The sequence below is a fragment of the Bacillus sp. 205(2023) genome (assembly GCF_037027485.1).
Lineage (GTDB): Bacteria > Bacillota > Bacilli > Bacillales > Bacillaceae > Bacillus > Bacillus halotolerans.
This window is the reverse complement of record NZ_JAXCHF010000001.1, coordinates 178,596-193,681: the sequence shown is the minus strand read 5'-3', so window position 1 is coordinate 193,681 and position 15,086 is coordinate 178,596. Positions and strand designations below refer to the sequence as shown.

At 46.2% G+C, this 15,086-nt stretch carries 1 protein-coding gene (only partly in view); it reads right to left on the bottom strand.

What is annotated here, in order from left to right:
- On the bottom strand, positions 1 to 15,086 hold the 5' portion of the coding sequence (locus WA325_RS00890; protein ID WP_336183070.1) for an amino acid adenylation domain-containing protein. 67 nt of this gene lie to the left of the window's left edge; 15,086 of the gene's 15,153 nt are visible here — the first part of the coding sequence; it begins with the start codon at positions 15,084 to 15,086; the stop codon falls past the left edge of the window.

Here is a 15,086-nt window from a genome sequence, read left to right as displayed (position 1 = left end):
TTTGACGCGCCAGCCGAAAACACCCGTTTCTTTAATTCAGGAGGCGATATTGGACTACGCTTAATCACACGTTTTTTATCTTCATCCCACGCCTCTAAAATGACATGGGCGTTTGTCCCCCCATCGGCAAAGCAGTTAATGGCCGCAGCAGGCAGCGGTTCTGTCCATTTTTCCAGCGATCGGCTGAACGTGAGATTCGCTTTCTGCTTATCGAAATGTGACATCTCTTTATCACCTGATAAAAATGGAACAACACTGCGCTCTTTCATCATCAGAACAACCTTGATAAAACTTGCGATTCCTTCAGCACAAAGCGGATGTCCGATATTCGGCTTGATTGATCCGAGCGAAAGGGGGTTCGCGTTCCCTGAACGGTACACGGATTGAATCGCTTTAAGCTCAAGCAGATCGGTTACCATTGAGCCTGATCCGTTTGCTTCAAGATAGCTGATGTCCTCTGGCTGTTTTCCGCTTTTGGCAAGCGCAGCCTTCATGACTTCCTTTTGCGCCTCCAAATTAGGTGTTGCAGGCCCTGCGGTTCTTCCGTCATTATTGACCGAGGCCGCTTTGACCACAGCATAAATGGTATCTCCGTCTTGTATGGCCTGTTTTACCGTTTTTAACAGAACCATTCCGACACCCTCACCTAAAACAACGCCATCAGCACGCTCATCAAACACGTGGAAGGATGAATGCTTACTTAAAATGCCGCGCTGCTCAAACAGCCGGTGAGAGGCGTCTGAACCCAGCAAGCTGACACCGCCCACTACAGCAGCTTTCATATCCCCGCTGTGTAAGGCCTGAATAGCCATGTTCATGCCGACTAAAGCTGATGAACATGCTGTATCTAACACAACACTCGGACCGCGAACATCAAAAAATTGTGAAATATTTGCCGCTACATAATTCTGGCCGACTGTCACGATAGGATTCTTCGCATGAAGAAGACTCTCTTCATCAGGCTTGTGCTGGCTTCTGCCTCCAAGATAGACACCGATGGATTCACCCTTTATTTCATCTGGTGTATATCCGGCGTGATACCAAAGTTTCAAACATTCTTCCAATACCAATAATGCTTGCGGGTCCATCGCCTTTACATCCTCTTCATGGAGCAGGAAGAAATCAGGATCGAAATGGCTGATGTGATCAATGACTCCGGCATAATACGGTGACTGATAACCCCAGCGCTCTGCCGGAACCGGTCCGATTGACGAGCGTCCCTCAGATAATAACGCCCAATATGATTCCAGTGTATCCGCCCCCGGAAAGCGGCAAGATAATCCGACAACGGCGATATCCTCTGCATGAGAACTCGGTGACGAGGACACCGGCACTTGTCTTCGGCTGACAGAATCTGGATCCTCTGCAGGGTGAGGTGTGACTGTCTCAGTTCTATTTGCCGAAGATGCTTCCGCATTTTCCGCTATCTTGTCTCCAAACAGCGCAGTCAAGGATTCGGCATAAGATCCTACAAGCCAATCAGCAAAGCGCTGAATTGTTGAATATTCATAAAGAATAGATGGATCGAGCGCTGCGTCTAACTTTCGATTAATACGCTGGAGCAGCTGTGCCAAAATAATAGAATCTACACCATAATCCTGAAATAAATCATCAATTTCCAGGTGTTCGCGTTCGATTCTCAGCTCTTCAGAAAACAAAGCAACAAGCCATGTCCGCGTTTCATCTAAAAGCAGCTCATGTTTAGCAGGCTCTGCGGTTTTCCCGATTTTTTCGGGTTGTGATACAAGCAAATCTTCTTCTTTCAATCCAGATTCTTGCCGGATCCGCCGCTCCATCAGCCGGTCTGGCTTCCAATTTTCCTGATTTGTGATAGCAGGGAGGACAACCGGCTGCAAGGTCCCAGATAAGATTTGATCCAGAAAACGCAAGCCCTCTGAATTCGTAATGCTCAGCAAGCCGCTTTCTCGATATGCTTGATTTGTCACTTCCCCCATTCCGGTTTCTTTCCAATTCGGCCACTGAATGCTGAAGATTGGCGCATTTTCCTTATGTGCTTCTGCAAAATAATCCATATAGCTGTTAGCCATGGCATAATCAGCTTGTCCAGCCGAAAGTGCCGGAATAATGGCCGAAACAGAAGAAAATAATACAAAAAACTGTAGTGGCTCACGACTTACATAGCGATAAAGGGTTGTAAGCCCAGACACCTTCGGCTCCAGTACCTGCCACATATCATCAGCTGTTTTGCGGATAAACGCCAAGGTATCCATGTCCGTTATTCCTGCACAATGAATGACTCCGCCAATTGGCCCCATTGTTTGATTGATTTCATGTAAGGCTTGCTGTACTTGTGTCTCATCAGACAAAGAGAGTGACAGCATTTGAACTTGTATGCCTTGTGCCTCCAGCTCCCGCACCGCTTGAATTTTCTGCGCTACAGAGGTATTTAATGTCTCAGCATGAGCCCATTCCTCTCGCGGTGGAAGCTGCTCACGTCCTGTCAAAACCAGCTTTTTCACTCCATAGTGTTCCGCAAAATGCCGGGCGCTTAATAGTCCGATTCCTCTTGTCCCGCCTGTAATGAGAAGCACATGTTCTTCCGGGAAGGTCTGTCGCTCTTCGTTTCCTCTCCAGGTTACCGGATGCGCTTTTAAGTAAGCCTGGTACCGCAAGCCCTCTCTGTAGCAAACCTCCGTCTCCTCAGTATCGGAATAAAACTCCTCAGCGATCTGCTTCGCGAGAATATGAGGATGAACAGAGTCTTCCGCATCCATATGCCTTGATCTCAAATGGCTGTATTCGCTTTGAAGCATACGATACAAGCCAGCACGGGAGGCTCCTGTCATCTGCACGGAAGGGTTTTGGAATGATTCCAGCCCTTTCGTCACACAAAGCAGCATGAGTCCCTCTTTATGCCCGTCTTCAACCAGCCTTTGAATCCAGCTAATCCAATGTAGCTGTTCTTCCTCGTGTCCGCCGCAACCGATTAAATCCACAAGGCCGTCAAACTGTTTCCAATCATTACTTAACTGTTCATTGTCAATCCGGCTCGCATTTAATATGAGATGTTTCGGGAAATGCTTTGATACTTCAGCTGCCAAGTCTGCCGTCTCTTCATTGCTGAGAATCGCAACAGCCCTTGTCCCCGGCGTTTTTGTGGCAATCGGACTTGCGCTCCATTGTTTTGTCAAAACACATGAGGTGCGCTTTTCACTGTGATCAACGAACTCTATGTTGTCCGGTTCTGAAAGACGTTCCTCTGCCGGAAGCCAATAGTAATCCTTCGCAAACGGGTATGAAGGAAGGCTCATCAGACGCGGTTTGGCCGCCTCGCCATACAGTTTAGCCCAATTGACCGCGACACCTTTGACCCATAAATCCGCGAGCTTGGCGTATTTCCTTTTTCTGATCCAAGCCTCAATAGCCATTGCCAAGTCCTCATCTGCAGAAAAAATGGCCAACGCTTCTTTGTTTCGATTCGCCTGTCCGCGGAAGAGCCCTTCAGCCCCTTCCTTGCTGTCTACATACGCTTGCAGTTTTTCTTCAAGCTCCTGCATTGTGCCCGCAATACAAGCCATACGTTCATCCATTTCTTCCCGCCCGACTTGAAGCGTGTAGGCGATACGGTGCAGATCTTGATCTGTATACTTTTTGTCACGAATGGCACCCAGCAATTGTGCAGCCCGATCCATTAGCCTTTGTTTATTTTTAGCCGACAGCACAATAATGTTCGGATGTTCAGTAAGCGCATGTCGGGAACCTGCTTTTGGAATGTATTCTTCAATCACAATATGGGCGTTTACTCCGCCAATCCCAAAAGAACTTATTCCTGCCCGGCGCGGGATTTCGTTCCCGTTCCGGTCTTTGACAGCTTTCCATTCCTCTTTTTCTTGAACAATGTAAAATGGACTGTCAGTAAGCTGCAGGTAAGGATTGAGCGTATCGCAATGCAGGCTTTTGGCCAAGGTTTTATGCTTCATCTGCAGCAGTACCTTAATCAGGCCTGAAATACCCGCTGCCAGCTCCAAATGACCGATATTGCTTTTAACTGAGCCGATCCCGCATCGATGATCCGGAACTTCCGGCTGTATGTGCTCATCCATATTAGACAATTCTTTAAACGCGGCTTTCAGCCCGTTTATTTCTATCGGATCTCCCAATTCAGTCCCCGTTCCGTGCGCTTCGATATATGTGACTGTACTTGGATCTATGCCTGCCCGGCGATATGCACGCACCAGCAAATCAGCTTGCGCTTTCGGATTAGGCGATGTCAGAGTATTGGCTCTTCCTCCGTGATTTTCTGCCGTACCCCGAATGACGCCGTAAATATGATTCCCATCGCGCTCAGCATCTGTCAGCTTTTTCAGCATGACCATTCCGACACCTTCTCCTCTGACATAACCATTCGCATCAGCAGAGAATGTTTTACATCTACCGTCTTTGCTCAGCATGCCAGCTTTGCTGTAGCTAATGTGCGCCTCCTCGGTTAATATCGTGTTCACGCCTCCTGCGATTGCCATCTCACAGTCGCCGCTTTGCATGGCAGTCACAGCACGGTGAATCGCAACTAGCGAGCTTGAACAAGCCGTTTCTACCGGTTCACTTGGACCATGGGTATTTAAGAAATAACTCATTCTATTCGGGCCGACCGAAGGAATCATATGGCCTGTTGCGGCATGTCCTTCAATCGGCAGATTTTCTTTATTAAATAAATCTTTATATCCTGTATTTCCTGTGCCGATAAAGATGCCTGTCCCTGTACCTGAAAGGGTCTGCGGCGAGCATCCGGCATCTTCTATCACCTTCCATGCATATTCCATTAACAGCCTCTGTTGAGGATCTACATAATGGGCTTCACGGGGTGATATCCCAAAAAACAACGGATCAAATTCTGCTACACCATCAATAAATCCGCCCCATTTGATGTCAGTCTTATTGGCTTCTGAGTCAGGATTTCCAAAATGCTCCCGCCAATCCCAACGGTCTTTCGGGACTTCCGTGATACTGTCTTTGCCTTCCTCAAGATTTCTCCAGAATTCATCTATGTCATTGGCTCCAGGGAATCGGCCGCTGATGCCGACAATCGCGATCGGCTCATAATCGGCAGTCTGATTTGTGTTTCTTTCCTCTTTTGGCATAACAGTCTGTTTAAAGCGCTGTTTTCTCCTCTTTGTCATGCTTGGCGCCGCAGGAGCTGTTTCTTCATCTTTTTCAGGAACCGATGATATTGCGTTCTCCTCAGCAAAAGCCTCCTTGTATTCATCTATCAGATAGTCAGCCAAACTTTGAATCCTTCCATATTCAAAGAAAATGGTCGGCGTCAATTCCAATTGATATGCTTCGTTAATCTGATTCGTAAATACAGTGAATGAAACTGAATCAAAGCCATACTCACTCAGCTCTGTATTGATATCGATATCATCAACGTTCACTTTTAAAATGACGCTGACCATGTGACTCAATGAAGCTTGCAGGCTGTCTGCAGCAGGTAAAGAGTTGGATGGTTCATCAGCCCCGCTGACAGCTACATCTTGATGCAGCCATTCATCCTGATACTCAGACATTACATATTCAGCCAGGCTTCGTATGCTTCCGTATTCGAAGAAAATGGTCGGCGCTAACTCCAATCGGTACGCTTCATTAATCCGGTTTGTAAATACAGTAAACGTAACCGAATCGAATCCGTACTCGCTGAGTTCTGTATTGATATCAATATCTTCAGTGTTTACTTTTAAAATCTCTCCGACCATCTGGATGAAAGACTGTTCCAATTTACGGGTTTGGCTGTTATGTTTATCTGCGCTTTTATGATCCGTCCGTTTGATTTTAGACCCGGAAGAGAGCAATTTTTGCTTCATTTTCGCAAGCTGACCTTCCATCACGAATACTTGCGGCTTTTCTGAAGCGATTCCTTGATAAAGGGCTTTAATGCCGTGATCACTTTGCATCGGGACCATTCCTGCGTTTTTCAACATACTCTTTTCAATTTCAGCATCAACTTGCATACCGCCCTCTTTCCATAACGGCCAGTTGAAGGAAATGGTTGTGCCGTTCCGCTTCTTAGACACGGCAAGCGCGTTTCTGTACGCGGCAAATGCATCCATAAATGTATTGGCTGCTGCATAGTCTGCTTGTCCAGTGTTTCCTAAACATCCGGACACAGATGAAAACAAGATGAAAAAGTCCAACTGCCAATCTTTGCTGCATTCATCTAGATAAAACAAACCGTTCACTTTTGGCTGTAACACTTCTTGAAACTCTTTATTTGTTTTGTGCACAATGAAGTGATCTTTTATGATGCCTGCACCGTGAAGAATTCCATTGAGATGGCCGTACGTCTCTTTGATTTCATCCATGAGCCGTGAGACCGCCTTTTGATCTCCAACATCAGCCTGTTTATAGATAACCTCTGCACCCAACTTTCGGAGAGCCTCAAGCTCCTGCTCCTTATGCTCATTTAAGACTGAGCGTCCCGTAAGAATGATGACCGGATGAACGGCTCGATTGGCAATTTCTTTTGCAAACAAAAGCCCTAAGCTCCCCGCTCCACCTGTGATAAGGTAAACGCCATTATCCTTCCATGGCATATGAAGCTCAGCAGCTGCCGGACGTGCTATTTCACGCCAGCCTTTGACAAAGCGGTCTCCAGCTTTATATTTGATCTGTTTGTCATCAGGCCTCTGACTGTCGTCTATCAGCTTTTGATGAAGGCCAATGATCTCTTCCGGATTCTCGACCTCAATGACCTGAGCTGTAAGTTTGCTGTACTCCAATTCTGCTGTTTTGAGTAATCCGGACATTCCTGCAAACAAATGCTTCTCGCCTTTCCCCGGCACAATCACTTGAATGATCAGATTAGCTTTAGAGCGAATTTTCTTTTGTAGGAGTTCAAAAACCTGCTGTGTATAGCTTTGAAAACGTTCAGCGATATTCCCCTCAGTTTCATTCAGAGTAATGACATGCACATTCTGCATGCGGGATGCGATGCCGTCGCTGACCTTTCGTTCGGTTTCACAGAAGACAACGAGATACTCTCCGTAAGATGTCACATCTTTAGCGATCACCTCATCCTGCTTATTCCAAATCGGCTCGAGCATTAACCGCTCATGTGTAACTGCAGGTTTTGGCGAATGAACTTCTCCTTCCAATACTCTTGTTGAAAATCCCTTCATCCTTACGCATACGTCCCCAGTCTCGTCAAACAAATCGATATCCGCTTTTTGCACCATATCCCCGCCGTGATCACCGTCACTTAACCTGGCATATGCCCACATCGCAGACGTACATCCTTTGATCACTTCAAGTTCTTCAAGCGCAAACGGCAAAATCAATTTTTGCTCAGTAAATTCCTGCATGATACAGATTGTGGCGGCCTGAACAGCGGAGTCCATCATACTTGGATGCAGCACAAAACGTTCCTGTGTGTCAGAAACAGATGCTGGCAGCTGCAATCGTGCCAAAACCTCTCTGTTTCCGATATTCACTTTCTGAATTCCTTGGAATGCCGGACCATGAAACATTCCTCTGCTTCTGCCTTCCTCGTAAAATTGGTGAGGCGAAAGCTCCTTCCTGCTGCAGCGGCGCTGTAATTCACCAAGATCCCAAGCCGGCTTTTCTGCTGCAGTTATCAGTTCCGCACTGCCTTGACTGTGTATGGCTGAGTCTGACCCTTCTCCGGTACTGTAAATGTCATATGTGATTTTCCCATCCTCTTCTGGAAAGAGACTGATATGCACATGAACCGGCTGACTCTCGACCACTACAGGCTGAACCCAAACGGCGCGATTCAATTTGATTCTGACATCCTGTTCGTTCGTGCTGCCTGTCGCCTTGTTTACAGCCATTTGCGCCATTTCAAGGTAGGCAACCCCAGGGAGCACCGGCTTCCCTCTCACCACATGATCTGTCAGAAAGAATTCCTCACCTGTAAAAACTGAACTGAATCTCTGCTCAGAAAAGTCTGACGTATTTTGATGAAGCAGCGGATGCAATGCACTGACGCCTGCCTGTTTAGCGGACATTCTTCCCGAAAGCTTGTGATCATCCTGTGATGCCCAGTATCGTTCCTTTGCAAAAGGATATGTCGGCAAACTCATTCTGTTTGGACGCACATCTTTGTAAAGCTGTAGCCAATCAATATGCGCTCCTTTACTCCATATCTCCGCCAGCTTGTTCACTTTACCTTTTGCGAGCCACTTCCCAATCAGTTCCGCGCTGTCTTCATCCTCTGTCAGCCATGAAACATCCTTGGCTTGCTGCTTCTCTCCTTGATAACAGCCTTCTATTGGTGAATTTCCATTGATAAAATCAGCCAGCCTTTGTTTTAACTCATCCACATGATCAGCGATAAAGGCAACCCGATATTCCATTGCTTCTCGCCCGACCTGAAGGGTATAAGCAAAATCAGCCATACGGCCGCTTTCAAGCCCTCTTCTTTCCAAATGAACCAGAATGCCATGTACATACTCATGCAGCCGCTCTTTATTTTTTGCCGATATCGGAATGATGCAGGCCCCTGTTTGTTTCTGATCAGCAGAAACTGTTTTGTATTGCTCGAAAATCGCATGAGTGTTTGTCCCGCCAAGCCCGAACGAACTAAGTGCAGCCCTGTGCGTTTTTATTTCATTACTCAATGCTTTCTTTTGATCGACGACGTAAAAAGGAGAATGAGCTAAGTCTGTATTTGGATTCGGCTCCTTATAATTGATGCTAGGAGCAAGCTCATTATGGTAAAGGCTCATCACCACCTTAATGCAGCCTGCCAGCCCGGCGGCCGTATCAGCATGTCCGATATTGGATTTGACCGATCCGATTCCGCAAAATTGTTTTTTATTTGTATACTGCCTGTAAACTGCCGTCAACGCTGACAGCTCGATTGGATCTCCAAGCTTCGTACCTGTACCGTGCGCTTCTACATAGCTGATGGATTCAGGCTGAATATTCGTTTGATTCATGACCTTTTGAATCACGTCCGCCTGTCCTTTTACACTTGGAGCATAAAAGCCGACTTTGTCAGCTCCATCGTTATTTACACCTATGCCTCTTAACAACGCATAGATGTGGTCACCGTCTTTTACGGCATCCGCCGCTTTTTTCAGCAATACAACGGCAACGCCCTCACCGCCAATCATTCCGTCGGCAGAGGCATCAAATGCCTTAATATGCCCATCGCTTGAAAAATTCAAACCTGACTGATGCACGTATCCGATATTTGACTCAGTGTGCAATGTCGCTCCGCCGACCAAAGCATAATTAGATTCACCAGACATCAGGCTTTGATAGGCGGAATGCAATCCGATTAAAGAAGAAGAACAATTGGCATGAACGAAATAGCTAGGCCCTTTCAATCCGAGCTTATGAGAAATCATCGTCGGAATGGTTCCGCTCTGTGCAAGCACCCACGATACATAACCGTCCGGCGTTTCAAGGCTCTCCGTTGTTTCTTTTGGCAAGAGCGCGCGATATGAATTATTGCTTGCCGACATATAAACACTCGTTTCCGGAATCTGTTTGGACACGTAACCGGCATCTTCTATCGCTTTCCAGGAGTGAGTCATGAGCATCCGCAGCTGCGGATCCATAAATTCAGCATCTTTAGGTGATATTTGAAAGAAGCTAGGGTCAAACTCGTCCTTCCCTTCAATCGAGGATTTAGCCGGGACATACCGTGAGCTCTCAGTCAGTTCCTCTGAAACACCAAAACTCCGAAGCTCTTCTGTACTGAAAAATTTAATACTTTCCTTGCCGTCTCTAAGGTTCTCCCAAAACTCAGCATGGTTTTTCGCACCTGGAAATTCACACGATATCCCAATAATCGCTACACTGTCCTCATAATAATCCGGAAGATCACCAGTAACATTTCGCATGCGAATAGGCTTATCTGACTTTTCCGCTGATGCTAAAGCCAAAGAGAAACCAGTATCCGCCATTTGCTGTTCAGTGATATATTTACTGATGCCTTTGATCGTTGAGTATTCAAACAAGTCTGTGACAGTAAACTCACAGGATAGTTCATGCTTGATGCGTTCGGCCGCCGTAACAGCGAGAAGCGAATCGCCTCCCACATCGAAAAATCCGTCTTCCTGCTCAATGTCATAAACGTTCAGTACATCTTGCCAAATAGATAAAATAGTTTCCTGTATTTTCATAGAAGCAATATTCCCTTGCCTTGGCTGCTTCACTGTCACTTTTTGTTTCTTCAGAGTATTTCTGTCTATCTTGCCGTTCGGTGTTAACGGCATATGGTCAAGCTGGGTAAAATAAGAAGGCACCATATAGGCTGGTAAACTGTTTTTTAAATAATTCCGCAGCTCCCTTGATGATAGAGATAAATTTGCATCTTTCACTGTATAATAGGCAGCGAGCTTCTCGTCTCCGTCCTGTTCAGCTGCAAGAATGACGCTTTCCTGAATAGCCGGATGTTCATTAAGCCGGCTTTCAATATCGCCAAGCTCAATGCGGAATCCGCGTATTTTCACCTGGTTGTCGATGCGGCCGATATATTCAATCCTGCCTCCCGGAAGCCAGCGTGCCATGTCACCTGTTCTATAAAGCTTTGACCCAGGCTCAAAAGGGCTGTCTATAAATCTTTCATTCGTCAATTCACCCTGTTTGTAATAGCCCTTTGCCACTCCGTCCCCCGCAATGCAAAGCTCTCCCGGGACACCAGCCGGGACAGGCGTAAGCTGCGAATCGGTAATATAAATCCGGGTATTTGCGATAGGCCGGCCTATCGTGATGTGAGAGCTTTCTTCATTCACACGCTGGACCGCAGACCAGACTGTTGTTTCCGTAGGTCCGAACATATTCCAGGCTTCGCTGTCCGTATTGAGAAAATGCCGCTTTAGTTTTTCAGGTAAGGCTTCGCCTCCGCATAGAATCTTGACTCCCTCTTCATTTTTCCAACCTGAATAAAAGAGCATTTTCCATGTCGCAGGGGTTGCTTGCATGATTGTCGGTCTCAAATCTTGTATGTCGCGCTTCAGTTTTTCAACGTCTTTTGTATGTTCAGTTTGGCAAATATGACACTGCGCCCCCTTTATCAAAGGGAGATATAGCTCTAAAGCAGCTATATCAAAACAGTAGGTTGTCACAGCAAGCAGGCTATCCGCTGATGAAAGACCGGGCGTCTCGCCCATGGAAACGAGAAAGTTTGTCAACGCTTTATGCGAAATCATGACACCTTTTGGCTTCCCTGTGCTTCCGGACGTATAAATGACATAAGCCAAGTTTTCCGGCTTGACGGTGCGCGAAAGAACACGTCGATCAAAAGCGGCTTGAGTGATATCATCCCAGTCCTGATCTAACAAAACTGTCTGAACCCCATTCCAGCTTAAAGTATTGGCCAATTCGGAAGTAGTCAGTGTAATGGAGACTTCACTGTCCTTCAGCATGTATTCCAATCGCTCAGCCGGATAAGACGGGTCTAACGGCACATATGCTCCTCCTGCCTTGAGAATCGCCAATAAACCCACAATCATTTCCAGCGATCGATCCACATAGATACCTGCCAAGCGATCCGGCCCCGCTCCATGCGCCTGCAAATATATGGCCAGCTGTGTGCTTTTTTCATCAAGCTCCCGATACGTCAATGTTTCACCTTTATAGCTGACAGCCGCCCGATTAGGCGTCTTTTTCGCCTGCTGCTCAAATAACTCATGAAAACACGCATGTGGATAATTCTTTTCAGTAGCGTTCCACGTTCTGAGAATCATTTGTTCCTCTTCGTCAGTTAATAAGGAATACTCTTTTAAAGTCTGAGAAGGACTCCCAACAGCCTGTTCTGTTAAATAAACAAAATGATCGAACATAGCGGAAATAGAAGCGGTATCAAACAGCCCAGTATTGTATTTGATGTTCAGCTCCATTTTTTCTTCTTCTTCCCATAGCTCAAACACCAATTCGTATTCACCCTCTTGATGAATACTCTCAACGAAATCAACAGAAAAGGAATCCTTATATTTACTCAACAGACTTTGATAACTTCCAGTTTGAAGAAAATTCTGATAGAAAAAAGCTGTCTGAAAAACAGGTGAACCTGCTTGCTGGCGCGAAATATTCAAATCCCGCACCATTTTTGGAAAAGGATAAGCCGCATGATCCAGTCCGTCGAGGATTGTGAATTGCAATCTCGAAACAAACTCAGAAAAAGTTTCTCCCGCTTTCAGTTCACCTCGAATAGGCAGCATATTGAGAAAATGCCCAATAGAGGAATCAAATCGCTCTTCAGGTCTCACCATCGCAGGCATGCCGACGATCAGTTCTTTCTGATCGCAATAACGGCCTAACAGCATCATATAGCAGCTCAGCAATACTGTTGAAACATTTGTAGAATGCTCTTTGGCAAACGATCTGACATGCTTCATTAAACTGCTGGGCAACCGCCGAGCGTATGTGTCTTCCTTAAACTCTGAAACGGACGTACTGGTGCTTACAGTCGGCAGCTGAAGATTCGGCAATGTGCCCGATAGCTGTTTCCGCCAGTACGAACGATGTTTCTCGCCGTCTTCACCGGCAAGCATGTTCTGTTCCCAAGCGGCAAAACCGTGATAAACGGCCGGTGAAACAGACTCTTTCGGCTCCTGTCCTTCTAATAGAAGCTTATAGCTGTCAAAAAGGCTGCGAATAAACGTCAGGGAAGAAATCCCGTCAAAAATAATATGGTGAATAGTCAAAAGCAAAAAGTGCTCTTCTTCTGATCTGGAAAAAACACGGACGCGCATTAACGGGCTGTTTTCCTTTACATACGGTTCTTTTACTTGTTTTCTAAGATAAGCAGTCGTGTCAGACTCTTTCATACCTGAAATGTCTTCTGTTTTGATATCAAGAGACAGCGCCGGCTCATTTTTGAGGCAAGGCACTCCGTCTTTTTCTTGAATCACATGCTTTAATATCGGATGCTGTTTCAGCACATGGTGAAAAGCTTGCTTTAAAGTTTCAAGGTGAAGCGCTGACGTAAATCGAAAACAGAGAGGTACGTGATACGCGCTATTTTCAGGTGACATTTTTTGCAACGTCCACAAACCTTTTTGAACTTCAGAAAGAGGTTGAAAGGCTGCTTGCTTTTTTTCCGCCTCTTCTGATTGGGGTGCGTCAATGCTATCTTTGTCACCAGACAGGCTGCTCCGTAAATCTTCTTTTTCAGACAGATAGTTTGCCAGTGATTCGATTGCAGGATACTTATATAACTCTCTGGCTGTAAGTCTGATGCGGTATTTTTTCTCGACCGCCCGAATAAGCTTCATCATCTTAATAGAGTCAATACCGAGGCTTTGGATATTGGTGTTGGGCTCAATCCAATTGCGGGAAACATGAAGCTCATCAGTAAAACAGCTGAGCAGATATTCCTGTATATCTTCTCTTATTCTTTTGGCATCATCTGCTTCTTGTGTCTCTCCCTCACCGTTTATACGGTTCGGTTTGTGAAGCAAGTGGTCGAACTCTCCATTTTCAAATGCCGTTTTCAGCTGCGTGCGCTGAATCTTTCCTATAGCTGTTTTCGGAATCTCTTCTTTATGCACCGGCAGCAAAAATTCGGGAGTCACACCGATTGTCTGCGTGACATGATACTGTATGTTTCTAAGAAGCTGAACGATTTCATCATCATTCATCTGGGTGGAAGTAACAAAGAAGATAGCCAGCTGATCCGTTGTATTGTTATTCACACGGACAGCACAAGCGGCAGTATAAGAAGTTTCGATTTCCGCTAATTCTTCAACCGCGGATTCAATCGCATGGCTGTAGTAATTGACACCATTAATAATAATCGCATCTTTCGTACGGCCCGTAATGGTTAGACGCCCATTGCGCAAAAAACCGAGATCGCCAGTTTCAAACCAGCCATCCTCCGTAAACACACTCTCATTCAAATCCGGGCGCCGATAATATCCGCTGGTAACAGAGAGGCCAGAGACTTGAAAACGGCCGATCTCGCCTTCCTCAACCAATTCATTATGGTCATCCACAATCCTCATGGAGAACCCAGGAATCGGGGAGCCTATTTCCACAAAACCATCATCATCGCTTGTTGTGGCACGGGTAAACTCACGAGAGAAAATCACGCCGGATGAAGTTTCGGACATGCCCCATGCAGGGCGAATCGCATCAGCAGGCAATCCGTGAGGTTCTAAAAGCTCTAGCATTCGGCGCCCGACTTTAGCGACCATCGCTTCACCGCCATTGAGCATATAGCGCATGGATGACAGATCCCAGTTTCGATTTTTCATTTCATCAGAAAAATCAGTGACCAGTCCGAAAGCAAAATTCGGCGCCCACGTAACAGAAGCACGGTAATGATCAATCCAATCAAGCCATTTTAGAGGTTCCATCAAAATCGTTTCACTTGCGACGTTGATTTCTTGGCAGCCAAGATAAACATCCCGCAAATGAAGCATCCCGATGCCTCCGACATGATCAAACGGCATCCAGTTAAACGTGATATCCTCTCTTGTAAAACCTTGCATTTGAATAATGCCTTTCACCATGCTTAAAATATTTTTGTGATTGAGCATGACTGCTTTGGGAGTGCCCGTACTCCCTGAAGTCAGCAGCAGAAGCGCCAAATCTTCAGGGTGAGCTTGGTGCCAGTCGGTTTCCATCTCATCACAGTAAAGATCCTCGACAGCCAAGACGCGAAAACCTTCAAGTTCTTGCTCTTTTGCCCAATCAATCATTTCCTGAAGCAATTCCCGACTCGTAATCACCGGCGGCCTGTCAAGAAGTGTCCATGCGTCTTTCAGCTTTTGAGTCCCGCTGTTCGACGCTGTGTACGTCGGGGCAACAGCTAAAGGCGCCGGAACAATTCCAGTTGAAACACAGCCCCAGAAAGCAGGGATAAATTGTGAATTGTCACCAAGCTGCAAGATCACATTATCTTTTGCTCTCAGGCCAGATTGACGGAGCCCCTTCACAATACGCAGCGCATCCTTCCATAAACGGCCGTAAGATTGATGAATCTCAATTCCATCCGGCTGCAGATAAATGATCCCCTTTGTTTCTCCAAGCTCCGCTGCAGTTTTGTATAAAACCTCGGGTATTGTAGCCGGTTGATCTTCGGATATATGTAATGGCTCCCCATAACTGACAGAGGGATTAGATAATCCGCTGGTATTCACATCATTTCTCAT